Annotated in this window: 35 protein-coding genes; 14 read left to right on the top strand and 21 right to left on the bottom strand. The window is 62.6% G+C overall.

The window, feature by feature from the left end; translation table 11 throughout:
* The first annotated feature begins 54 nt into the window (after nt 1-54).
* The 13 genes from EDM04_RS02700 to EDM04_RS02640 are packed head-to-tail and all read left to right on the top strand — an operon-like array spanning nt 55 to nt 6,103.
* A complete protein-coding gene (locus EDM04_RS02700) occupies nt 55-408 on the top strand; it encodes a hypothetical protein (protein WP_123619620.1) in 354 nt (117 codons plus the stop codon).
* Complete coding sequence (locus tag EDM04_RS02695; protein ID WP_123619619.1) at nt 398-748, top strand: hypothetical protein; 351 nt, start codon at nt 398-400, stop codon at nt 746-748. Before EDM04_RS02700 ends, EDM04_RS02695 begins: the two co-directional genes overlap by 11 nt.
* Nucleotides 749-1,654: a DUF6884 domain-containing protein gene (locus EDM04_RS02690; protein WP_123619618.1), complete on the top strand. Its 906-nt coding sequence runs from the start codon at nt 749-751 to the stop codon at nt 1,652-1,654.
* Nucleotides 1,641-1,886: a ribbon-helix-helix domain-containing protein gene (locus tag EDM04_RS02685; RefSeq protein WP_241154841.1), complete on the top strand. Its 246-nt coding sequence runs from the start codon at nt 1,641-1,643 to the stop codon at nt 1,884-1,886. Before EDM04_RS02690 ends, EDM04_RS02685 begins: the two co-directional genes overlap by 14 nt.
* Entirely contained in the window at nt 1,876-2,295 is a 420-nt protein-coding gene (locus EDM04_RS02680; protein ID WP_123619617.1) for a hypothetical protein, read from the top strand. The genes EDM04_RS02685 and EDM04_RS02680 overlap by 11 nt, the downstream gene beginning before the upstream one ends.
* Complete coding sequence (locus EDM04_RS02675; RefSeq protein ID WP_123619616.1) at nt 2,295-2,807, top strand: hypothetical protein; 513 nt, start codon at nt 2,295-2,297, stop codon at nt 2,805-2,807. The genes EDM04_RS02680 and EDM04_RS02675 overlap by 1 nt, the downstream gene beginning before the upstream one ends.
* On the top strand, nt 2,800-3,312 hold the full coding sequence (locus EDM04_RS02670) for a hypothetical protein (RefSeq protein WP_123619615.1): 513 nt from the start codon (nt 2,800-2,802) through the stop codon (nt 3,310-3,312). The genes EDM04_RS02675 and EDM04_RS02670 overlap by 8 nt, the downstream gene beginning before the upstream one ends.
* Complete coding sequence (locus tag EDM04_RS02665; protein ID WP_123619614.1) at nt 3,309-3,665, top strand: hypothetical protein; 357 nt, start codon at nt 3,309-3,311, stop codon at nt 3,663-3,665. The genes EDM04_RS02670 and EDM04_RS02665 overlap by 4 nt, the downstream gene beginning before the upstream one ends.
* Nucleotides 3,665-4,180 (top strand): hypothetical protein, encoded by a 516-nt coding sequence (locus EDM04_RS02660; protein ID WP_123619613.1) that lies wholly within the window; start codon nt 3,665-3,667, stop codon nt 4,178-4,180. The genes EDM04_RS02665 and EDM04_RS02660 overlap by 1 nt, the downstream gene beginning before the upstream one ends.
* The gene (locus tag EDM04_RS02655) at nt 4,173-4,574 is read left to right on the top strand and encodes a hypothetical protein (RefSeq protein WP_123619612.1); all 402 of its coding nucleotides are present in this window, start codon (nt 4,173-4,175) and stop codon (nt 4,572-4,574) included. The genes EDM04_RS02660 and EDM04_RS02655 overlap by 8 nt, the downstream gene beginning before the upstream one ends.
* Nucleotides 4,564-4,950 carry a DUF5658 family protein gene (locus EDM04_RS02650; protein WP_123619611.1) on the top strand — a complete coding sequence of 129 codons (387 nt, stop codon included), beginning with the start codon at nt 4,564-4,566 and terminating at the stop codon, nt 4,948-4,950. Before EDM04_RS02655 ends, EDM04_RS02650 begins: the two co-directional genes overlap by 11 nt.
* Nucleotides 4,950-5,516, top strand: coding sequence for a hypothetical protein (locus EDM04_RS02645; protein WP_123619610.1), 567 nt, complete (start codon nt 4,950-4,952; stop codon nt 5,514-5,516). The genes EDM04_RS02650 and EDM04_RS02645 overlap by 1 nt, the downstream gene beginning before the upstream one ends.
* Entirely contained in the window at nt 5,513-6,103 is a 591-nt protein-coding gene (locus EDM04_RS02640) for a hypothetical protein (RefSeq protein WP_123619609.1), read from the top strand. Before EDM04_RS02645 ends, EDM04_RS02640 begins: the two co-directional genes overlap by 4 nt.
* 298 nt (nt 6,104-6,401) lie before the next feature.
* Here the strand turns inward: EDM04_RS02640 and EDM04_RS02635 are convergent, their stop codons facing one another.
* Complete coding sequence (locus tag EDM04_RS02635) at nt 6,402-7,061, bottom strand: hypothetical protein (RefSeq protein WP_123619608.1); 660 nt, start codon at nt 7,059-7,061, stop codon at nt 6,402-6,404.
* Between the two features lie 208 nt (nt 7,062-7,269).
* Nucleotides 7,270-7,680, bottom strand: a complete 411-nt coding sequence (locus tag EDM04_RS02630) for a hypothetical protein (RefSeq protein WP_123619607.1) — start codon at nt 7,678-7,680, stop codon at nt 7,270-7,272.
* 135 nt (nt 7,681-7,815) lie between these two features.
* Here EDM04_RS02630 and EDM04_RS02625 point away from each other — a divergent pair, with 135 nt between their 5' ends.
* The gene (locus EDM04_RS02625) at nt 7,816-9,105 is read left to right on the top strand and encodes a hypothetical protein (RefSeq protein ID WP_123619606.1); all 1,290 of its coding nucleotides are present in this window, start codon (nt 7,816-7,818) and stop codon (nt 9,103-9,105) included.
* Here EDM04_RS02625 and EDM04_RS02620 read toward each other — a convergent pair whose 3' ends face one another.
* The 19 genes from EDM04_RS02620 to EDM04_RS02535 all read right to left on the bottom strand — a co-directional run bounded on the left by EDM04_RS02620 (nt 9,106) and on the right by EDM04_RS02535 (nt 22,317).
* On the bottom strand, nt 9,106-9,462 hold the full coding sequence (locus EDM04_RS02620) for a hypothetical protein (protein WP_123619605.1): 357 nt from the start codon (nt 9,460-9,462) through the stop codon (nt 9,106-9,108). It lies immediately after the preceding gene.
* Nucleotides 9,453-9,800 (bottom strand): ASCH domain-containing protein, encoded by a 348-nt coding sequence (locus tag EDM04_RS02615; protein ID WP_123619604.1) that lies wholly within the window; start codon nt 9,798-9,800, stop codon nt 9,453-9,455. The genes EDM04_RS02620 and EDM04_RS02615 overlap by 10 nt, the downstream gene beginning before the upstream one ends.
* Nucleotides 9,801-9,878: 78 nt before the next feature.
* A complete protein-coding gene (locus EDM04_RS02610) occupies nt 9,879-10,430 on the bottom strand; it encodes an HNH endonuclease (RefSeq protein WP_206424409.1) in 552 nt (183 codons plus the stop codon).
* Entirely contained in the window at nt 10,427-10,843 is a 417-nt protein-coding gene (locus tag EDM04_RS02605) for a hypothetical protein (protein WP_164471067.1), read from the bottom strand. Before EDM04_RS02605 ends, EDM04_RS02610 begins: the two co-directional genes overlap by 4 nt.
* Nucleotides 10,840-11,478 (bottom strand): DNA N-6-adenine-methyltransferase, encoded by a 639-nt coding sequence (locus EDM04_RS02600; RefSeq protein ID WP_206424408.1) that lies wholly within the window; start codon nt 11,476-11,478, stop codon nt 10,840-10,842. The genes EDM04_RS02605 and EDM04_RS02600 overlap by 4 nt, the downstream gene beginning before the upstream one ends.
* A complete protein-coding gene (locus EDM04_RS02595) occupies nt 11,468-12,043 on the bottom strand; it encodes a DNA N-6-adenine-methyltransferase (RefSeq protein WP_123619602.1) in 576 nt (191 codons plus the stop codon). The genes EDM04_RS02600 and EDM04_RS02595 overlap by 11 nt, the downstream gene beginning before the upstream one ends.
* Nucleotides 12,040-12,390, bottom strand: coding sequence for a hypothetical protein (locus tag EDM04_RS02590; RefSeq protein WP_123619601.1), 351 nt, complete (start codon nt 12,388-12,390; stop codon nt 12,040-12,042). The genes EDM04_RS02595 and EDM04_RS02590 overlap by 4 nt, the downstream gene beginning before the upstream one ends.
* A complete protein-coding gene (locus tag EDM04_RS02585; protein WP_123619600.1) occupies nt 12,387-12,854 on the bottom strand; it encodes a hypothetical protein in 468 nt (155 codons plus the stop codon). Before EDM04_RS02585 ends, EDM04_RS02590 begins: the two co-directional genes overlap by 4 nt.
* Nucleotides 12,851-13,438 (bottom strand): hypothetical protein, encoded by a 588-nt coding sequence (locus tag EDM04_RS02580; protein ID WP_123619599.1) that lies wholly within the window; start codon nt 13,436-13,438, stop codon nt 12,851-12,853. The genes EDM04_RS02585 and EDM04_RS02580 overlap by 4 nt, the downstream gene beginning before the upstream one ends.
* Complete coding sequence (locus EDM04_RS02575; protein ID WP_123619598.1) at nt 13,428-13,919, bottom strand: hypothetical protein; 492 nt, start codon at nt 13,917-13,919, stop codon at nt 13,428-13,430. The genes EDM04_RS02580 and EDM04_RS02575 overlap by 11 nt, the downstream gene beginning before the upstream one ends.
* On the bottom strand, nt 13,909-14,892 hold the full coding sequence (locus EDM04_RS02570) for a hypothetical protein (RefSeq protein ID WP_123619597.1): 984 nt from the start codon (nt 14,890-14,892) through the stop codon (nt 13,909-13,911). Before EDM04_RS02570 ends, EDM04_RS02575 begins: the two co-directional genes overlap by 11 nt.
* A gap of 189 nt (nt 14,893-15,081) precedes the next feature.
* A complete protein-coding gene (locus tag EDM04_RS02565; RefSeq protein WP_123619596.1) occupies nt 15,082-15,378 on the bottom strand; it encodes a hypothetical protein in 297 nt (98 codons plus the stop codon).
* Nucleotides 15,365-15,862, bottom strand: a complete 498-nt coding sequence (locus EDM04_RS02560) for a hypothetical protein (RefSeq protein WP_123619595.1) — start codon at nt 15,860-15,862, stop codon at nt 15,365-15,367. The genes EDM04_RS02565 and EDM04_RS02560 overlap by 14 nt, the downstream gene beginning before the upstream one ends.
* Nucleotides 15,859-16,191, bottom strand: a complete 333-nt coding sequence (locus EDM04_RS02555) for a hypothetical protein (protein ID WP_123619594.1) — start codon at nt 16,189-16,191, stop codon at nt 15,859-15,861. The genes EDM04_RS02560 and EDM04_RS02555 overlap by 4 nt, the downstream gene beginning before the upstream one ends.
* 132 nt (nt 16,192-16,323) lie before the next feature.
* The gene (locus EDM04_RS02550; protein ID WP_123619593.1) at nt 16,324-16,743 is read right to left on the bottom strand and encodes a hypothetical protein; all 420 of its coding nucleotides are present in this window, start codon (nt 16,741-16,743) and stop codon (nt 16,324-16,326) included.
* On the bottom strand, nt 16,743-17,774 hold the full coding sequence (locus EDM04_RS02545; RefSeq protein ID WP_123619592.1) for a ParA family protein: 1,032 nt from the start codon (nt 17,772-17,774) through the stop codon (nt 16,743-16,745). Before EDM04_RS02545 ends, EDM04_RS02550 begins: the two co-directional genes overlap by 1 nt.
* A gap of 339 nt (nt 17,775-18,113) precedes the next feature.
* Nucleotides 18,114-18,308: a hypothetical protein gene (locus EDM04_RS18390; protein ID WP_164471066.1), complete on the bottom strand. Its 195-nt coding sequence runs from the start codon at nt 18,306-18,308 to the stop codon at nt 18,114-18,116.
* Nucleotides 18,305-19,156 carry a hypothetical protein gene (locus EDM04_RS02540; protein ID WP_123619591.1) on the bottom strand — a complete coding sequence of 284 codons (852 nt, stop codon included), beginning with the start codon at nt 19,154-19,156 and terminating at the stop codon, nt 18,305-18,307. Before EDM04_RS02540 ends, EDM04_RS18390 begins: the two co-directional genes overlap by 4 nt.
* Before the next feature lie 95 nt (nt 19,157-19,251).
* Nucleotides 19,252-22,317, bottom strand: a complete 3,066-nt coding sequence (locus tag EDM04_RS02535; protein ID WP_123619590.1) for a hypothetical protein — start codon at nt 22,315-22,317, stop codon at nt 19,252-19,254.
* Between the last annotated feature and the right edge of the window lie 41 nt (nt 22,318-22,358).

Genomic DNA, 22,358 nt, shown 5'->3' with positions numbered 1-22,358 from the left:
CACCGGCTTCGTGACCTTCGCGCCATCGGGTACGAGCCGGAACTTGTCGATAACGTGATCGACTACATCATCTCGCGACCGAACCACCGGAAGGGAATCGGCCCCGAGAGAGCGCGCGAGTTGTTGAAACTCGACAACGGGCGGTTCTGCCTCCGGCTGACCGGCGACGCAACGGTGCTGTACGTTCGCTGGGAGGAGGATGATACATTCGTCGTCAAGAAGGTCTGGACCGACGCGTGGCCCGACTGCCGCGAAGACGGCGACGTTGTGTGGGAGGTGAAAACCCGCGACTCGGTCGGGCACCACCTCGATCACGCTATCTGTGCGTTCCGGGAGAAAACTGTGCTCCTTCGCGAGAACCACTTTGACGAGTCTGTTCCCGAGGAGGTGTTCGACGGTGCAGAGTGAACAGACCGACACCGATGACTCACCCAGCCACCCGATCAGCGTCATCGACCAGCACCCGCTTCCGACCACCGAGGAGGAGGCCGAGGAGGTCGTTCGGATCAACCCGCAGTTCGAGGGCGTCGACGACGCGCCGCACCCGGACGAGTTCCACGACCAGTACAAGGACGTACTCGCGGAGACCCACGAGTGGCGGATCTTCCGAGCCGAGATGTACCCCTACTCGAACACGGTGTTCGTGTGGAACCACCAGCTCGGGTTCGGGCTTCGCGTCCCGGACAACGAGGACCAGTTCCGGAGTCTCGTCTTTGCCATGATGAGCGCCGCCGAGGAGGTGGCGTAGATGACCGATCACACTCCGGACCCGCGCGAACACGACCTTCCGAACGGCGACCTCGCGGTCTCCTCGCACTGGGTGTGGGGCGTTCGCGACGCGACGACGGTCGCCGACGCCGACCGGCCGCTGTACCGCCTGCTGATGGACGTGCTCGCCGACGCGAACGTGCCGGACTGTATGCCGGCTCGTCTCGCGGCGGCGTGTGACGACCTCGTGGATGCCCGCGAGACCGTCACGAACATCGAGCGCGGCGTGGTGGACGTGGAGAACGTCGGCTACGGGATGAGCTACTGTCACAAGGTCCGCGACGCGATCGAGGCTCACCGCGATCGCGACCCGCTCACGTTCGTCGCGGTCGGGTGCTCGGGCTCGAAACACGACGTTGCCGGCGCGGTCCCGGCGAAGGACCTCTACCGGCGATCCTACTGGACGTGCAAGAGCGACTACGGCGAAACGATCGGCGACGAATGGGCGATCATCTCGGCACAACACGCCGTCCTTGACCCCGACGAACCGATCGAGCACTACGAGCGCACGCCGGACGACCTCGCGGGCGTCCCGGTCGACTCCAACGAGCGCCTTCCGGCGGGTGAGCCCGTCGAGACGCTGCTCGATCAGTGGGCGTACCGCGTGTACGTCGGCCTCACAGAGTGGATTTCGTCTGTTTCTGGCCCCGATCCACGGGATATCGAACTGGAGATACTTCTCGGCCGGTCGTACCGCGACCCGCTGGAGGAGCGCGGCGTGTTCGACCGACTCCGCGCCCGTGGCGACCTCTCGATCCGCTTCCCGTTTCAGGAGGTCGAGCAGGCGGCCGGCGGCAACGGCAACCAGATGGGCTGGATGACCGACGAAGTCGCGGCCGCGACCGCGATCGCGACCGACGGAGGGTCGACCGATGGCGACGAGTGAGCGCAAACCCGTGTTCCCGGACGGCGAAGACACGCGTCGCCACCGGATCACGACCCGCATCTCGGCCGATCACCTCGACGAGATAGACGATCGCGTGGAGGCCGGCGAGTTTCGGAATCGCTCGCACGCGATCCGGCTGGCCGTTGCGGACCTCCTCGACGCCAGCGAGGCGAACAGCGCGACTGACTGCACTGACGACGACAACAGCGGCACAACCCCCAATGACGACTGATACTGACGACACGACGACGGACGAATCGCTTGAAAACGACGGCGTGAGCCTGCGCCAGCGCGCTCGCGCCGAGCGAGAGTTCCGGAAGCTCCGCGAGTCGGACAACCCCTTCGCCGCGGTCGCGGTCGACCTCCGCGAGCAGGGTGCGACCGTCGACGAAATCTATCAGCAGTACGCCCGGATCGAATCGGTGCTCGGCGACGCGTCGATGGCCGAACAGACAGAGCTGATCCCGGAGTGGGAGATTGCGGTGAAGGTGCCCGACGACACGCCGAGCGGCTACCGGTACGAGCGGAAGACCCGAGCGCATCAGGACCCGAGGAAGGCCGAAGCCGAGGTCGAAGAAACGTCCGGCCGGGAGGTCGTCTCGGAGAAGACCGAACAGGTCGGCTACATCAAGGTGGTCTAATGCACGCGACTGACACCCGTCGCGGTGACGACGACACGATCACGATGCCGAGCGGCGAGACGGTGCCCGTGGAGATGGGCGACGCCGTGCTCCCCTGCGTCACCGAGTTTGACGCCTCGGTCGGCGTCTGCATCGAGGATGGCCGGATCAAGATGTACGATGGGGGCGACTGCACGCTCTCGCTCGGCGTCTCGAAGCGGTCGATCGACGACCCTGATCCGGTCGCGACGCTGTACGCGTCGATCAACCTCGACACCGGCGATGACGATATCTACTCGGAGACCGCGTTCGAGGACACCGCGGACCTCCGGACACTTCGCGACGCACTGACGACGGCGCTCCGGTACCGCGGCGCCGACGTGGGACTCGTCGAGACGTTCGAGACGCACAAGGCGGCCCTGTCGGATGACAGCCTCCACGAGCTACGCCTGCGGATCGAAGATGAAGTGAGCCGTCGGGCAGCGCGTGAACGGGAGGCGGAACGCGAGAGCAGGGGTGAGACCGATGAGTGACGACACGGACGACGAGTACACCCTCGACGACGAGTTCGAGTACGCCGGCTGGCGGATCGGTCGCCCGACGCGGACGGCCGAGGTCGATGCCCCGGACGGAACACACACGATCGAGGAGGGTGTGTTGACCTGCGAACTCGTCACGAAGGACCAGCTCCGCGAGGCGAAACTCGACGGTGAGTGGACCGCTCACTTCGTCGCGCCGGACGGCGGGATCGGGTTCGGACTCGATGAGGGCAACAGCGGCGGCGTTGCGGTGCCGTACGCGCTCGAAGCGACGATCACCTTCCCGACGCCCATGACTGAGAAGGAAGCCGACGAGTGGCTGCCCGACGGGTGGTTCCGTGACTATCCCGACACCGACGTGCCGGGGCTGGAGCGCTTCGACGACTCGGATTCAGAAGACGACGACACGGGCGGCGTCGTGGTCGACTCTCCGGACGGTGACGAGCCGATCATGACCAGCGACACGACTGCTGCGGACATACTGGAGGACCTCCGATGAGCGATACCGAAAGCGATACCGAAAGCGATACCGAAAGCGATACCGAAAGCGATACCGCCGACGAACAGGGGGAAAAGGCACTCGAAGACGTGTATTACGACCGCAACCTACTGGCGTGTGCGCTCGCCGTTGCGACGGGTGCGCCGTCGGGTTGGAAGCCGGCACCGGACGCCGGCGACGAGTGGGCGATCGTCTGGATCGAGACGCCGATGGGACAAACCTCGTGGCATGTTCCGCGCGACCTCGCAGAGTCGATCGGGCCGATGCAACGAGACAGCGACTACGGCGGCTACTCTCGCGAACAGAAGAACGACGTGCTGGCGTCGTGGGCCGAAGAGGGGTGCTGGTACTAATGTCCCGAAGTGACGACGCCTCGACGACCGGCCCCGACCTCGACACCTTCCGGTTCGAGTGTTCCCGGCGTGACTGTTCGACGATTGTCGCCGGCGACGAGCTGGCTGCGATCGCGAAACGGGGCGCCCGGCACCTGAATCGTGAGCACGGCGACTCGTTCCGCACGTACGAGCAGTTCGACACGATCGAGCGCGGCGGCCACAAGGTTCACGGCAACGAGTGGACCGTCACGCGGATTCCGCAGTACGTCACCACGTTTGACGTGATGGAGCGGATCGGTGCGATCGACGGGTTGCTCGTCCCGGCCGACGACGACCGGACGTGCCCGGAGTGCTGCCGCGTCATCCGCGACGATGCGGCGCGGGTCGCCCTCGACGAGACGGAGCGTATCGACACGAACACGTCCGACGACTGGTGGTGTGACTCGTGCGTCACCGAACGAGAGATCGAGGAGAAAGCGGCCGCGAACGCCTCGCTCAACGCGTTCGGGTTCACGGGTGAGACCGATGACTGACACCACGTCGCTTCCCCGAGAGAACGTGACAGTCGGGACGATCTGCGAGTACACCCGCAACGACGTGGACGCGTGGGTCATCGTCGTTCGCGAGCCGCAGTCGATCAGCGAGTACGCCGACACGCTCGGCGGCCGTTCGATCCCGGAAGGCTGGGAGGCGTTCGACGCCGAGACGACGGACGTGATCCATTTCGTCCCGCTCGATGGGAAGGACGACGTGATCGCCCGGCTCGAAGACTCGGGGTTGGAGGGGCACCGTGCGGTCGCGACCGATCTGTTCACGCGCGACGACGTGCGACCGCTCGTTGGTGCGCTCCCGCACTTCGACGTGCTCGGGCCGACCGAACAGAGCGATTCGCCCGACTCGGGGACGGAGGAGCGCCATGCCGAGTAGCTTCGGCCGGGGTTCGAGCGGTCGGATCGTCCCTCTGGCCGGCGATATCGACGCCGATCAGCGCGACGCCATGCTCGCGGCAGCCGCGTGGACGCTCCTCGTTATCGCGTCGCTGCTGGACTTCGTCACCACGCAGTTCGGGCTCACCGCCGGGTTCACTGAGGACAATCCCGTCATCAAGGTGGTCATTCACCACTTCGGCTTCGCGGGCTTCGCCGTGTTCAAGCTCGGTGCGCTCGCGCTGGTTGCGACGGCCGTCCTGATCGTCCGCGAGTGGTCGCGGACGGCCGCGGCGGGTGTCGTTGCCTTCGGGGCGTTGCTTACGTCGCTGGCGGCGCTGACGAACGCGCTCGCGCTCCACGGGGTACTCGGCTGATGGGAACGCGTCGAACCGCCGGGCCGTCTGCCTACCGCCTGCTGGTCGCGTGTGAGGGCTTACCCTTCGCGCCGTCACCGGCGACGAAGCCCGTCGTCGACGTGCTCGCTGGTCGCCAGACGAACGACGCGATCGACCCCAGCGCGTGGCTCGATGCCCTCGCTGCGGCACGGGGGACCGTCGCGATCTACTTCTTGCTGCCGGCCGATCACGAGTGGTGGCTCGCGTACGACGACGCAGCCGACGACCAGTGGCCGTACCACCGCTGGAGCACGTATCCGTCCGCCGGGTGGACGCACGAGACCGCCCCGCGGGCTGTCCTCGAACAGTCACTCGACGACTTCGATATCGGTCGCGACAACGACAGCGCGACGATCTACCGGTTGCGTGTTGTCCCAACGCGCGACGCACCCGAGTTCGTCCGAGAGCGCGTGAAATCGCCACGAGTGCGCGATACCGGTTTCGGTATCGAAATCGGTACCGATACCGATACCGCTCGCGATACCGAAAGCGATACCGTCCCGGCCGAGCACGGCGACGATATGGACGTGGGGGAGTCGGTGTGAGCAACTCCGACGGCGACGTGCGCTGGAGCGCGCTTTCGATCGACCAGCTCGTCGACGAGTACTGGGCGACGGTCGCGCCGGCCATGCGCGCCGACGGCATGGACCCAGAGAGTGAGCACCCGCCTCATCGATGGCTGAAAGACGGGTTCGCGGGCCTCATCTACACGCTTCGCGAGCACCACGACCGCACGCCGGCGGAGTTTCTCCGCGAGGACGTGGGCGTGGTTCCCCACGACGGGTACGAGTGGGACCTCGATGACGACGCGGTCGCGATCGCGCTCGATCGTCACGTCGAGGCGCTCCGGGAACGCGGGCTCGCCGACTCCACCGTGGAGGGTAGCCGCTCGCGACTCGCCGCGTACGCCCGGCGGTTCGAGCGCCGCAACGACGTGTCACTCATCGAGCCGCACGGTCGCGAGGTGGCCGTCGAGACGCTCGCGCGGGTTGTGGGCCGGTACGTCTCCCGCGACGCGAAGCGGCACCTCGTGGGCGACGTGCGGACGCTGTACGCGTGGCTCACGGAGGAGGGGTATCACGACGAGCACGTACTGGACGGCGTCGGGCTGGACAGCGTAGAAGACGCGTAGAGCTTAGACTGGTCTATACAATTTCTATCTGTGTAAACTGATTTAGAAGAGTTTGTTCGAATATCTACAGTAGAACCGGGGTGGAGGAGTCAGAATTGGTGTTTTATTTCGTCCTGATCCCTCTTGGCACTCGGCGGCATGATTCCGAGCTTACTGAGCAGCTTGCGGATTGCTGGTGAGCCTCGAACCGTCCGGTGAGGCTCAAAGTCGTATGACCGCTGCTGCTCATGCTCCGAGCTATGACGGTTATTAACTTCTTCTGTTGAGCTGCTCATTGTCCTTCAGGTGTATCATATCATCACGTCCTATTCAACCTTGTGACGAGGAGATACAGTACCACAAAAATCAAACCACCGGATAGAGCGCCGCCATATATCGTTTTTGGCACTTCCTGTGAATACATTGCCCATCCGATCCCAATATATGCGGCGATGACACCGAGACTCAAGAACACTTGTGCATTACTCAACTGAGTAGAGTTCCATCGAACGTCGCCTGCAATCTCTTGGATCATAGCTGTATACTGGTCTACCAACCGTGAGTTTACAACGAAAATCGATTTCTCTTTCTGTAGCATTGTGTCCCGGATTTCGGACCCAACACCAGACGGATACTGAGTCCACGAAAGTGTCACAATTGAAAAGAATGCTGCTGCCGTTATCAGAAACACAGAGCTACTAAAAAATGCAATCGTGATGAAAGACAGTTCGAAGAATACCTCAATTCCGATGAAACTGATTGTCGATGCAATCAGCCCGAGTAAGATCATTGTTGTTCTGAGTGTGCTGGCTGCCTTATTGTCAATCGTTTCTAACGATTTAGCTTCCAGATCAAACTCGCGGCGAGCATCCTCCAAAACAGTCTTCGACCGATCTTTAGATTCTTCTCCATCTGGGTTATGCTGATCCTGATCCTTCAATTCAGATCGGATTTTCCACCGACGAGGATCTCTAGACATTATATCTTGGCTCGTTACAATCTCGTACAGCTAGTTATCTTATAATAATTGCTTAGTAATCATTTGCATGAGGTCCAATGCTCTATAGGAATTCACTCAAGATCTTGTGGATCTGGAGTATAGATTGTTAAGTGACCGCGGACGGGATCTATAGATCCCGTCCGCGTACGAAGCATAAATCTATTTTGATTTAGACTGGAGGCTGCTCTCAGAACGAGCTGTTGCGACTGTACGCACAGATCTGAGCGACGGCCGTCGTCACACACCGGTCAAGGCTATGGACGTAGGACTTCGTCGAGACGATCGCGCGCTGCGGGACCGCCCGCTCTGTGCCCGTCGACGTATGCACGTCGAACCCGCCGTCCACCGAGCCCTCGCTGATCCGGACCAACGCGCCGTCGGGGTGCTCGAACGCGATCGACGAGCTGCCCTCGGTGTACTCTGCGTCCCACTCGTCGAGGCCGTCCCACTCGTGGATCGTCTCGACGCTGTCGAATATCTCGGCCGACTCATCGAGCTTCTCGGTCATGCGCTGTTCGACCGCGCTCCACGGCGCGTCGTTGTCGAGGCGGTTGTTTGTAGGCTGTTCTGCGGTTACGTCGTCGAATGTTCCGTCCATGTGTGGTCACTTGCGCGCCGGGTTTCCCCGAGCACGTCTCTCTCAAGGAGCGGGACCTACTTAATATTTACTATGCAGAAAGGACTTAAACAGAGTGGGGATCATTCTTATTCATGGACTAATCAGTAGTATAAAATGAGCAAGCGCATAGAGCAGATCCGGAATACACTCGAACACGAGAGCTTTGACAATGTCAGCGAGTTCGCTCAGATAGCAGAAGAAGAAAACTATACGACAGAGCACAGCGGTGGAACCCTAAACGAAGCGATTGCAGACTTTAAATATGTCTCTGAGTTGCTTGACACTGCAATTGAAGAAGATATTATTCAAATTTACGGGGACAATCAGCAGAACAATATTAAGAAGCGATTGGTGAATGTACGTAAGCAGGCCAACCACATTAGAAACAAAAATTCTCGGAACAATAACCCGGGGCGTGATTTTATCAAGCAGGTTGATAACCTGAAATCCTACATCATCAACTTGAATCTGGATTTGCGGGTTGGAGAACACCTTGATTTCTCCGAGCAATTACATAAACTAGAACAAACTCGGGAGGAGCACCAGAAGGTTATCCAGAACCTCGAACAAGCCGAAGAGACGCAACAAGATATAAACTCTATCTATGAGGGCGTATCTCACCTGCAAGAGAAGATCGACGGGATTGTCTCTTCGGCAGAAGAGTCTCAAGAGAACTTAGTAGGAATTGAAAACAAGGCTTCAAACACGTCTCAGAATATCAAGAAGGAAGCAGAGACTATCAACGAACACTACGAGGAAGTTCTCAAAAAGACTGAGCAGATGAGCGACTACGAAGATCGTCTCGATACAAACCTCTCTGAGGTAGAAGAGCGATCTGAGCAATTAAATCAGCAGAAAAACAGTCTCGATGACATTGAAGATCGGATTGATACACTACTTAGCGGTGCGGTTGCAGCATCTCTTGATCGGAACTTCACTGAGCGGAAGAAAGAACTGGAAGAGTCAGCGAACTGGTGGGCCAAAAGTACCTTTGGTGCGATAGCCGTTCTCATTGTGGGAGCTATCGTGATTTTTTGGAGTCTCCTACAATCTACCAGCTTTGGTATCGGTACAGTATCGCGTGTGACGCTCTTGGTTCCCCTACTTGTGGCCGTTTGGTTTACGTCTAAGAATTACTCCCGGAAGCGTCGCCTCATGGAGGAATACGCCTTCAAATCGACGATGGCACAGACACTTGAACCCTCTCGAAAGGTACTGGAGTCACAGAAATCGCTTGATGAAACCGATGCACAGCTCGCCGAGTTCATGCTCGTCTCGATGGGACAGATGTTCACGAACCCCTCTGATATTGTCGAGAACGGCAGCACAACAACGAAAGACGACGATGCAACGAATATCGAGACGGTAATGGACCTCGCAAAGCGAATTGCGAAAAGCGACTAGCTACGATCGGTCCACTACGTCGACCGTAAAGTAGATCCGCCGGAACTGCCGTGATACCTCCTCGACGTTGCACGCAAACAGCAGGTCACCCCGTCGGAACACACGGTGGCCGCCGTCGTCGACGTACACCCTGCCGTCGCCGTCGCGAGCGTCTTCGAACCACTCGATGAACGTGTCGAGCTTGCCCTCGTAGGCGAATCGATCGACTGCCTCGGCCAGATCGTACTCGATCATGTGCTCGTACCCGTGGCCGTCACACCGGAACACGCGACGCGTCACGACCGACTCCGTCTCATCGAAGCGCGGAGCCCGCGGCGGGGCGTCGAACCGTGTCTGTCGCGTCTCCGTCACTCCCATAGTGACTCACGCTCCCAGTAGAGTACGTCCGCGAGCGTGTCGCCCGTCACGCGTCGTCCGGGGTAGTACTCGCGCATTTCTGCCACGAGCTCGGCCGGCCGGTCGTACTGTTTGTGGCCGGGGACGCCCTGCCGAGCGAGCACTGCGAGGCGCTCGTAGCCACGATCGTCGACGACGGCAGTGGCGAACCGCTCGCGCTCGGAATCGACGAACGTGACGCTCCGCCCGAGTTGGATTCGCGAGTCCAGATCGAGGCGGATGGTCGCGGTCTTTTGGCCGGACAGGATTCGCGGGACGTGTTCGTCTGCGAACGCGAGGCTGGGGGTTTCACTCGACATGTGACACCGCCATGGAGACCGGCGTTGGCTGTCGCTCGATTCGTGAAACCGGCCGGGCGAACACTTGCACACCGGTGTTCATCGGTCGTCCTCCCCGCCGTCGGTCGCGGTGTCCAGGTAGGCGTCGAGGCCGAGCTCTGGCCGCTCCTCGACCGCCGGCTCGTTCGTCCGGTTCTCCGCGGCCGTCTTGTCGCGGTGACAGTACTTACAGAGCGTCTGGAGGTTTGTCTCGTCGAACGGATGCCCGCCGTCGGCGACGCGCTCGATATGGTCGACCTCGAAAATCTGAAACTCCGTCACACCGTATTCCCGCCAGAGGCTCCAGAACTCATCGCTGGAGTCGGATTTTGCTTTCGCGAGGTCGTGCGTCTGCCAGTATGCCCGCTCCGCCTGCGCTTTCGAGAGCCCGCACTCCCGGCAGGTGTAGTCGTCGCGTTCGAGGACGGCCTCGCGGACACAGTCCCAGACGAACATGCGCTGGACGGCCGTCGCGATTCGCTTACAGCGCGGACAGCAGTAGTTCCGACGGCCGTCCTCGACGTGCTCGTTGCACACGCGACACGAGTGGGCGTCGGCCATCGGGAACAGCGTATCCATGCCTTTCTGCCGGTCTCTGGGGCGATTGCTCATGGCTCGCCTCCAGTCGGTACGTCCCACAGATCGCTCTCGACGAGCGCCTCCATTCGTTCGACATCGACCTCGTACAGCCCGACCTCGCGGATTGCATCGTCGGGAGCGTCGTCGATGACGTTCGCCCGGAGTTTGAAGTCGGGATCGACGAGTGCAACGTCGTCTTCGAGCGCCGCCACCGTCCGCGGGTGGGTGACGATGATTGTTCCGTCCGCATCCCGTGCAGCCGGGTGTCGCTCACAGATCACGTCATCGGTCGAGGGGTCCTTCCGCGTGATATCGAGCGCGTACTCGTCGCACGCGACACACGAAACGACGGCCATGTTGACCGCAGGCCACCATTCGACGGTGAACCAGTGCTCGTCGATACGGTGGAGGAGCCGGGCGCCGAGCCGGCGGACCAGCCCCATCATCGGTCGCCTCCGTCCTCGACGATCCCGCCGGCGTTCCACGGGCGAACCACGAGGTCTCCCTCCTGTCGCCAGTACTCCGCCAGCGACTCGGGGATCGTCCCGAATACGCTCACGGCCGTGTTGAACGAGACGCCGCTCGCCAGCTCGTTCGTTTCGGGATCGACGTAGTTCTGCCGCGGCCCGGTGAAGTACGTCACCGACGCGAACGACGCGATCCAGCGGTGGTACCACGAGACCGTCCCGGTGTTCGCAGCCGTGACGAAGAACACGCGGTCGGCGTCGCCGGCCATCCACGCGCCGATCGCGGTCGGGAGCCACTCTCCCACGTCCGAGAAGGGCGGGTTCACGAACACGTCACCTTGCCACGGGACTGATAGGCCGTCCTCCCACGGCATGACGTTCCGCTCGGCGATCGCCGTGGGCGGGAGGTCCTCAGCGGGCTCGGCGTCATCGGGTAGTTCGAGGCGGTCGCCGGACGGGCCGGCACACGGATCGAGGTCGATCCCGTCGACGGCCTCGGCGATCGGCTCGTAGAGCGCGGGCGGTGTCCGCCACGAGTCCTTCTTCTTGTTGGCGACGAACGCCATGCTCGTTCCGTCGGCGGTCGTCGGCGCGGCGGTGTCGTCAGTGCTCATCGGTAGCCCCAGGGAGCGTTGTCTGCGGGTGGGGGTCGTACACATTGCCGGGCGTCACGACGACGCCGAAGCCATCCAGCACGTCGAGGAGGGCGGTCGACACGTCGCCGAACGCCGCGATCGCGAGTGCGAACGACGGGTTGCGGTCTTCACCGAGAAACGGAATCCGGCCGGGACCGACGAAGCACAACGCCGGCGCGCCCCACATGTGCTCGCGGAACCAGCCGGCTTCCGTCGCGGCGGGGAGGAGCACGACCACGGTATCGACCGCGTCGCGCTGCGCCTCGTTCCGCGCCTTCCGGAGCCAGCGGCGTTTCGGCGTGCCGTCGCTGTCTTCGCTGGTCCACGGCGGATTCAGGAATACGTCTCCGTGCCACGGTTGCGCCAGCCCGTCGTCCGCCTCAGTGTACCGCTGGTCGGCGATCGGAACGGGCTCGGCTCCACTCGCCGGGTCGAGGTCGAAGCCGTCGACGGCCCACGAGAGCGGCCGCCAGATACGGTAGGGAGTCGCGTACTCGGTGTCGTCTTCGTCGGGAACCTGCGCCGAGAGAACGGTGCCGCTCATCGGGCGTCCTCCGTCGGGTCGAAACAGGCGCGGCACACGCCGGCCGAGAGGAGTCGATCCACAGCCCCACACCCCGGACAGAACCGGTGCTCGGTCGGGTTCTCCGGGCTAGGGTACCCCGGATGATCGGGGTGTTCGGGATGCCCGCGACAGACGTGCCGGAGTCCGTGCTTCCCGACCCACGGGATTTCAACTCGCACACGGGGTGCGTCGGGGGCGCCACAGAGTACGCACTGGTCTTCGTCGAGGTGGGAGCGCACGTCGTCGGCGCCGCGTTCGGCGCCGGGCTGTTCGACCCGGACGCGCGGGAGCGGCCGCGACGGCGTCGAGGCGTTCTCGATGCTCATAGTTCACCCTCCCGGCGCTGCGCCGCGGCGTCGGCGAGCCGTTCGGTCTTCCGGTGGGCGACCTCGCTGACGGTCTTCGTGTGCGAGTAGCCGTTTCGCCACGCCCGTTCGTCCCACGTGAACCAGCCATGATCGGGATAGCAATCCACGATCGTCGTCCCGTAGCACCCCTTCGGAAGTGACTCGACTTCGGGGGCGTGTACGTACCCTCGGTAGAACGTCTCCGACTCCCCGATCCGTTCCGGCCCGTGGTGGCGACCGAGTACGATGTACTCCGTCACTCGCGTGAGGATACACCGGCAACCCGAGTGTTCCCAGTCAGATTCGATTACGTGGTCTTGAACGCGCCCGTTCGGCGCCTCGGCGCGGTGGCCGGCGAGCGGCCCCTCGGCGTCCCAGTTCCCCGTGTCGAGGTTGGTCGACGGCGGGCTCAAGAGCGCGTTGTGGTCGTCGTCGACGCTCATTCGGACCACCGCCCGAGACTCGCCGATTTCTCTCCCCGACCCGTGTACCGCTCGAACGGCGTCTCCTCGATCGGTCGGATGATGACCGACCCGCTGTTGTCCGGGAGGTCGCGATAGCTCTCGATCGCCTCGAACAGCGCGTCGCGGTCGAACTCCTCCAGCCGGACGATCTTCTCCTCGATGACGGGTGTTCCCTCCCCGTTCTCGCCGCCGTCGATCAGCGTCGGGCCGACCGCGGTCATCTCGCCGTCGCCGTCGACGCGGACGAACGGCCGCCCGCCCATGAACAGCGGCGAGAGGTCGGCGACCAGCTCGCCATCGGACGCACGGAGTACGTCCCACACGCGCTGCGGGTCGTCGATCGACCAGTGCGCGCCGGTCGTCCGGGCGTACTCCTCGGTCCAGCAGTCGCTACAGAGCGAGCGCATGGCCGGCGCGCGCTCGAACCCCGATCGGTCGGGGTTCCAGTCGCCGAACACGAGGAGGTACGAATGGCCGTCCCGAGGCTCTCCGCAGTGCTGGCAGTCGTTGAGGTCCGGAACGTCGGGGATGCCGACGGGGTCGTCCCGGTCGTCACTCGGCATCGTCGACCTCCGGTATCTCACCTTCATCTACAGTCCAACTTTCTCCGTCCCCGCACGCTCGAACTTCCCACGGCGTGCCGGCCTCAAACGTCGCTTCGCCGTCGTGGACTGTCTCTCCGTACGCGTTCTCGCCGAGATTCCGCTCTTCACCGATCTGTTCGGGGACGGACCACGCCGTCGTTACTGGCGTGGGGTCGGCGAAGACGAGAAATTCGACTCTCTCCACTGCACTCTCCGCTGTTTCAAGTTCGACCGAGACCTGCTGGACAAACTCGCCGGGGATCGCCTCGTACGTCTCCGTCGAAACCCTCTGTCCGGTGTAGTAGCCGCCACTGACTCGGGCTTGCGGTCGCCGTTGTTCTGAATCTGGAGTGGCCGCCGATCCGATCGAGGTGCAGCCAGCAGTGACGATCGACGCACCTACCGCGAGTGCGCCCCTTCGTGAAAGGGCGTCTCCTAATTGATCGTCGCTACTCGGCACAGCCTTCACCTCCCGAGGATCGGTTAGTGTCCGTGCTATCCTTGCGCGTGGTCCATGCACCCGATTCTACGAGAGCGTCGATCACGGCCTCCTCTGTCGAGTCTCCGATACCTCGGATCGATCGTAACCGTTCGCCACCGTCGCGGAGGTCGTCGCATAGGTCGGAAACAGTGTCGAACTGACTTGTGATCGAACTTCGGATGCTCACTCCAATTCCATCAGCGTTCCGGAGCGCGGACTCGATGCGGTCGTGTTCTTTCTTCAATTCGGTTTCCTCAACCGGGTCGAGAACGCCATCTTCGATATCCCTAAGCGCCGCAGTAATCACCATCTTCGGAATCTCGCCGTGGAGAGTGTCGACCGTAGACTGGATCTGCTCCACCGCCTGCTCGTAGGGCGTCTCCCACTCGTCGGGTGATAGGAGTTCGATATCTCCGAGAGTATACGGTGTCTCGTAGGACGCTCCATCAGGACCGATGAGCGTTCCGTCTTCAAGTACCGTTTCGGGTTTCGGTATTCGCATTTCCTTCCGAGTCCCGCGCATCCCGATCGGGTAATCCGTGTGGCACTTAAGCCAGTGCCAGAACGCGAAACCGAATAGGGCGATCCATCGCCCGGTCTGTCGTAGTTCTGCGGCGTCGGCGTTCTGAATACGGAACTTTTCACTCCCGTGGGAGAATACATCAAGCATCTTCTTTACGCGGTCGGTGTATCCTCTCGGAGAAGGGTGACGCGACGTTGGGCCGTGGAATCCCGCTCGAAGTCCAACCCCATCTGCTCGTTTGACGGTGGTCTCAAGATCATTGTCAACGAGTTCATCTGCTATTTCCTCCCCTGCGTGAGCGCCTTCGAGTTCCCATGGGAACAGCCCGATTCGGACCCATGCGGGCGTCTCACCTGTCGGATCGGGGACCCGGTATGAAACAACATCTTCGTGCGTTTCAAGGAGTGAATAGGTCGGGAGTCGGCTCACCGTGACCACCTCGAACGCTCAGTATTGTCGGCACAGTGAGCTATCTCTCCGTCGTCCTGATCAGATTTCACGCTGATCAACCTCCTCGTAGTCGAAGCGGTCGTTTTCGGGAATCTGTAGGATCTCCTCCAAGAACTCGACGCGCCGACCGCGAGCGCGCCTCTTCGCGAAAGGGCGTCTCCGGATCGATCACTCGCCATACTTCACCTCGCGAAGTTCACGGGGATCGTCGAGTTCGCGAACCTGCTCCGCGAGTGATTCCGCGTTCCGGGAAATGGCTTCCAGCGTCTCGGCGACCTCCGCGGGGTTTGTCGTCGATCTCCCACCGAGCGCGATCCAGCCGAGACCACGGCAGCCGTCGGCGGCTTCTCGTCCGAGTTCCGCGGTGTACTCCTCGATCTCCTGCGCGAGGTCGTGGTACGGTTTCAGCGTCTCGAACGGTCGGTGTTCAATCTCATCGGCGTCTTCCGCATCATTCCGTGACATGAAACTCACCCCCGAATCCGCAAACCGGGCACTCGTCCGGGAGGTATCCCTCCAGCTTCCAGACGTGAGTGCGCCCGAAGGCGTCACACTCCGGGCACTCAACGCTCCGCTTCCCCGCGATCTTGTACGGGATCGGCGTGTTCTCTACCGCGACAACACGGGACAGTACATGCTCGTAGTCCCAGAACGGCGGGTCTGGCATTTCGAGGAAGGCGCAAGCATCCTCGAACGTCAGTTTCCCAGCCTTACCGACTCCATTCGAGCGTCTCACCCCGTAGTACTGGCCGTCGACATGGCCGACCCAGTAGTGTTCGCGCTTGACTTCCGGGCCCGGCGGGACCGGATCGTCAGTTCGGTACGCTGCCACGACCACTCTGTCCGTACCTTGGATGTCTCGCAACTGCTCGCCGAACGGGAGCATCGACTCCGCATCGGCGTAGTGAATAAGTCCTCCGTCGTCTTCCGCGTCAGCATCGACGCTCATTCGTCCACCTGCGCCCCGCAGCCGGGACAGAATCGATACGTGCTCATGCCCGTGTCCGGGCAGAATACCTCTCCGTCGACTTTTTTGGTGTCGTGGTCCGCGTCGCTGGTGTCGTCACCACAGTACGGGCAGTAGTTGAACGTCGATCGCGCGCCGGGGTGTGGCCCGTACACGGTGTCGTGCTCAGGGCACTCGACGCGGGTGTTCGATCCGACGCCGCGACCGACGTGCGTGTCGCCCGCTTCGAGCTCGTCAGTCTCACCGGAAGCCCGGTGTCCGGTGTCGTCGGGTGGCTGTTCGCCTCTCGGCAGTGTATCTCGTTCGCTCATAGGGGGTTGTGCCGGTCGTGCCGGTGTGTGGGTGTATACGCGTCACTCTCGCGTAAATAGGTCCGGGGCGACAACCGGCGATCGGCGGCAGAAGGTGGGCGCTCGTTACTATAATGTTGTGACGTGCGTCGCCTACATCGACCGTTTCGCCTGTTCGCCGCGGGCGTCGACGAGCCGCTCGTACTCCTCGCTGTCGCCGGCGCGGAGCCCGAGCCGCAGGAGCATCCGGATCACGTCGGCTTTCTGCGGGTCGTCGGGGGCTTCCTTTCCGAGCTCGCCGGCGAGCGTCGACGCGACCTCCGCCATGCGCTCATCGTCCTCGGAGAGGTGGTCGAGATACGCCGCGAACATGGGGTCCCGACACCCGATCGACCGGTTCTCCGGTCCGGACACCTTGTCGCCGATCCGATCGATCAGGTCCTCACGGATCGAGTCGTCGTCCGGGTCGTCCTCCTCGACGCTGTCGTACGGATTCGACGCCTCGGGATCGTCGCGATCGCCGAACGTCGAACCCTCCTGCAACTCATCGAGACTCGGCCCGTCGTCGGACATTAGCGAGCCACCTCCTCACTCTCTGCGACCGGCCCACTCGTCGCCTCGGCGTCGACGCCCTCGATACCGTCCTTCCAGCCGGGCGTGCCGAGTCGGCGGACCAACTCCGCCGTGTTCTGCCGGTATTGATCGCGCGCCTCCTCGGCACTGGATAGATCGGAGTCGTGTGCGAACAGCGTCTCGCGCTCCAGTTGCGCGTTGATGACGGCCTGCGAGTCACGTACCGGGACGGGCGACAACTCGACGGGGAAGGCCTCGCGGAACTGGTCGAGGAAGTACCGCCCGGCCTTCGTCTGCGAGCTCACCTGCGAGAGCACGACCATCGTCAGTTCGAGGTCCGAGAGGAAGTCGTGGCGCTCGCGTTTCTCGTTGATTTCCGCGCGGATCTTCGCCGCCTGTTTGGTGTCCAAGGGGCTCGGTCGAACAGGGGTGAAGACATGTTTCGTCGCCCAGAGCGCGTTCGCCGCGACGTTCGACGTACTCCCCGGCACGTCGATCAGCACGAGGTCGTACTGGTCGTCGACGTACTGGCTCAGGAAGTCGTCGAGGAACGAGTAGCGCTGCGCCGGGTCGTCGATATCGCTCAGTGACTTGTCGACGCCGTCCAGCTCCTCGCTCGCGGGGATCAGGTCCGGGCCTTCGCCCGTGGGAACAGCGAGGTCGGCGAGCACGCCGTCGTCTGTGTCGCCCTCGGAGCGCAGGCGCTCGTCGATCTGGTCGATGTTCGGCGCGAACGCCTGCGCGATCGTCGGCCACCGCGTCGCCTGTTCGAGGTCGTCGCCCTCGATCCCGAAGTGGGTCGCGAGGTCGTTTTGCTTTCCATCGAGCGCGATCAGCAGCGTGTCGAGCCCGAGCTCCTGATCGGCGACAACGCCCATGTGCGCGAGACTCGTGGTCTTGCTGGTCCCGCCCTTGTCGACGAACGCGACCGCCCGGAGCGTCTCGTTGTCGGGGACGTACGCCCCGAGATTTTCGTCGCGGAGCGCGCCGTAGTCGTCCCACGGCAGCCCGCTGTCTGTGAACGTATTCATCGGTATCGATTACGGTATCGATAGCGATACCGCTTAAAGATAGTGGCGACAACCGCCGTCGACACGGATTCAGGAATGGCCGACTGTTGGGTCCGAGCGAGCGCTGTCGCTCACAAGTATGGAAGTGAACCCGCCCTGCTACGGTGTGAAAGAGTTGCGTTTGCGGTTTGACGCGCAAGGTGACCACAACATGGACACCGGCAGCAGCGGGCTCTACACGAACGGACACGCCACCGGATAAAGAGGATTGTGGTGACAACCGTGTGGCGCCGTCACATTCGCAGTGGAAACGAAGGGGTGCGCGTGTCTGTCTACGTTCGGCGGTTTGTCATCTCTCCGCTATCTATCCTGCGCCGTTCTGATCACTGCTTCAGGTTCTGCTTGAGAGTTTGATGCGGGCTCGGGTTTTTCTTCAGACCCCAATAGCTCATCAAGCAACTTCTCTCGCTCTTGCTGGGAGAGAGTTGTTTTCCCCTCTAATTCTTCTAACCCCGGCTGCTTGGGGCTCGGAAGGGTTTGTTTGATTGATGTCATTGGTCAGTCTCCCATTGGATTACGTCCTCACTTAGTATTTGCTGCCTAACAGCGTTTTGTTCCTCTGCAATCTTCGCCTGTCTCTTCATGAGTTCGCCAACTGGCCGTTCATCAATCTCGAATACCTCATCCATATCAACTACGACAAAGTCCGGATCTCCTCCAACACCGCTTGCATTTTTTGCGGAATGGTGGCCTGCTGCCATAGTGGCGAGAACATCTGAAACGTCACTAGATTGCTTATAATCGGATTTAATGAATTCGGACTCTGCGGGCTGGCTACCACTTCCAATCGAACAGTATCCCATATCGTTTCTCGGCATGGAATCCCCGTTGCTTATCTGGAAAATACCATGTCTGTGTCGGCCAACGCCAGCAAACAGGAGCGTCATGCTTTGCTGAATTGATTGTTTTACTTGTGATACCTCAGAGAGAATGTTGTTGAGAAATTCATCTTTGAATTGGTGCTGTTTGCTCAGATCATCCAGCTCTAGACCATAGTCTGATAAGACGAGGTTCTCAATTTTTTCCTGTACAATCCCTCGATAAACGTTAGAGGCGATATCCGCTGAAGTATTCACCCACGGTTCCTCGCCGTTCTGATCACGATACGCGAGGAGGTTAGCATCAATACGATTCTTTAGCGTCTCTCCCAGACCGACACTCCCAGCAACAATCCCTGCTAAATTGGAGTGCTGTAGTTCATCACCGAAGGTTTTGAGTTTAGTATCTGGATGTTCATGCTCTATTGCGGATTGTTGTTGCGTTGTTACCAAACGGTCTGAAGAGAGAACAATTTTTGGATTGCCCGTGTGTTGTTCTGCAATAGCAGCAATTCCGACTGTCATATATCTGAATGTCCTGTTGTAAACACATAAATCCGTGTGAAATCATTGAACTGGATTGTTCAATTGAAACGGTGGTTTCCACGTAACACTTTGCGCTACCCGGAGAGCCCCGGAATCGCGACCGGCGAGCGGGCGGCCGTCCAGTGTTGCGCGCGTTCGAGCGCGTTCGGATCGTGACGAACGTCGACCGTCACCCGGCCGTCCGCGTCGGTGTAGGTGGAGACGACGCGCTTCCCATCGTCGCGATCGAGGACTTCGCCGTACTGCGTGTCTCCCGCTCGCGTGATCGGGGCGTCGTCTCGCCAGAGCAACGCGTCGTCCGCGAGCCCCGTCGTATGCACGTACACGGAGGCGTGCCGGTCGAGGCTGGTCTCGCCGTCCGCCTGTACGACCTCGACGGCGACCGTGTCCGTCTCGCCCGTCATGGCCGTCTGCGGGTAGAGATGGACGGCACTCGGCGACTCCCCGGATTCGGCGCGCGCTTCGATCGCCAGTTCGTCACCAGTGCGGTCGACGGTCGCGCCGGCGAGCCCGGACGTGATCGCGTACGTCCCACTCGGCCCCTCGGCCAGCCGGACGGTCGCGGGCGTCGGGCTACTCGTTGCGCCGGCCTCGACGCGGAGCGTCTCCGTCACCGTAACGCCGGCCTGTTCGTACGTCAGCGCGATCGCGTGCATCCCCTGGCCGTCAGTTCGGACGGTCGCCTGCCCGTTCTCGACCGACGCGTCCACGGGCTCGCCCGCGGGGTTGCGCGCGGCCACGTCGACGACCTGCGTTTGCTCGCCGGCGTTGACGCCGAGGGTGACTCGGTCGTCCGGGCCGGGATCGAGCGTGGAGACCGTGATCGCGTCCAGTGACGCGAGGTCGCTATCGAGCGTATCACTTGCAACGCGCTCGCGACTCTCCCCGAGCCGGTCGTTGACAGCGACCTGCACGCGTACGTCCGCGACCTCAGTCCCATCGGGCACGGGGTACTCCTCGATCGCGACGGTTGTCGACGAGAGCGGGCCGATGCCGCCCTCCTCGACCGTCACGTACTCATCGGGGAGTCGCTCGGTCGTCCCGTCGCCGTACGTGGCGGTGACGGCGACGGTCTCGGCGGGGATCGGCGCGTCGAACACGGTTTCGTACGCGAGCGTTCCATCCGACAGGTCGGTCTCGCGCGTCTCGGCGTCGATCGTGTGCTGGAGGTCGGCAATCGCGGCCTGCATGGCGGCGACCTCCTTGCGGAGTGCGTCGCGATCGGCGTCACCGGGATTCTCGATCGGCTCGTCGAGACGGTCGCGAAGTCGTGCATCGAGCGCGTCGTTCTGTTCGCGGAGCGCGTCGAGGCGTTCGTGGAGCGCCGTGAGATCCTCGCGCGCCAGCTCGTCGCCAGCGATATCGTCGGCGAGCGTGGGTTCGAGGTCCGACAGTCGGGTGTCGAGCGTGTCGTTCGCCCACGCATTGAGCCGGGCCTCGAACGCGTCGGGGGACGCAACGGGCGGGGCGTCGAGACGCTGGACCGACAGATCCGCCTGTTCGTCCGGCGGCGTGGCCCGAACGGGCGTCGTCGACAGCGTCACCGTGCCGGCGTACCCGTCCGCGTAGGCGTCGCGCACGTCTCCAAGCGACGCGTTCTCGGCGTCCGTGTCGAGGACGGCCTGCGTGTCGCCGTCGACGCCGAACGCCTGTAGATGGACGGCCTCGACATTACTCGGGACCTCCATGCTGTACGCGCCGGTCGCGTTCGTCTCTGTCGATAGATCGGTCACGGCGCCGTCCGTCGCGAGCCCGCGCACCCGGTCGGCCCGCGCCGTCAGTCGGTCGGCGTCATCTCGGAGGTCCGTCTCGATCGTGCTCGCGAGCGCTGCGGGCTCGCCGACGGCAACGACGACCGGCGTTGCCGACCCGTCGGGATGCACGCGGTAGATACCCGGCGGGAGGTCGACGACCGCGCCCTCGTGGGTCTTCGCGCCGAGATTCGCGAACGCCGTCACCTCGACGAGTGGCTGCGGGTCGACCGTCCGCGTGTGGGTCGTCTCCCCGGTCGGCCCGAGCTGCTCGATGACCACGGACTCGGCAGTCGTCGCACCGGGCAGCGAGCTATCGACGCCGTCCTGCGAGAGCGTCCCGCCCGTGGCGCCGGCGTCCCACGTCGAGACGATCAGGCGTTCGTCCGCCGGGAGGACCACGTCGGGCGTGTCGAGACTCGGGGTGACTGAGGGGGACACCGTGTTCGACCCGAGACTGACGCCGCCGAGGTTCCACGCGCTCGCCGGGTGGACCGCGGCATAGGTGCCGTCGGCGTCCGCGTACCGCTCGCCGAGGTCGGCGTCGGCGTTGAACGCGTCCGGCAGTGGGTCGGAGAGGTCGTCCAGGAGTGCGTCGGCCTCCGCTTTCAGATCGTCGCCATCGAGCGCGCTTTGCGTGACGCCGACCGCCTGCACGGTCGCGTTCGGCACGGGCTCGCCGTACTGGTCGGTGACCGTCCCGGAGACCGTCTGGCTGCCGAGCGTCGAGTACGGCTGCACGGACACCTGATCGACGGTGAGCACGTCGTCCGTGTTCACGGTGGAGACCTCCAGATCGCCCGTCGTGTCGACGCCCGACAGCTCGATATCGGACGTGTTCGGCTTGTCCGTGCCGACCGCCCACGTCGTCGCTTTCAGGTTGTCGTCCTCCGCAACCAGTTCGACGTTCGCCCACTCGCCCGCCGTCGGCGCGGCGCCGTCGACGATCGTCTCGCCGTCACCGTCCGCGAGCCGGAGTCGGTTCGTAAACTCGCCCGTATTCACTTCGAGCGTGACGCCGCCGAACTGGATGTATCCGCCCGCATTGGTGCCGCGCACGACCGTCTGAATGACGGCGTCGCTACTGTCGACCGTCGCGCCCTCGTAGATCGCGGCGCCGTCCGAGTCCGTCACCTCCAGCGCCCGATCGCCGAGGAACGAGCCGCCGACGATCGCGTTGCCCGACGAGCCGCTCGGCGCCGTCCACGTGCCGGGGCTACTCGCGCCGACCTCGTACGCCTCGAAGTCGTCGGAAACGGTTGCGGTGCCGTTCGTGTCGCTCTGTGCGGCCGCGGGCGCCGTCGCGAGCCCCAGCCCGGCGGTCGTCATCGAGACGACGATCAGGAGCGCGCACGCAACCGCGACCACGCGCTCGAATCGGGCGTTCATGTCGGCCTCCGGCGATCAGTGGTTGGGAGGGACGGTCGAGA

The sequence above is a fragment of the Halorubrum sp. CSM-61 genome (genome assembly GCF_003781945.1).
Lineage (GTDB): Archaea > Halobacteriota > Halobacteria > Halobacteriales > Haloferacaceae > Halorubrum.
This window is presented reverse-complemented; position numbering and strand designations above follow the sequence as displayed.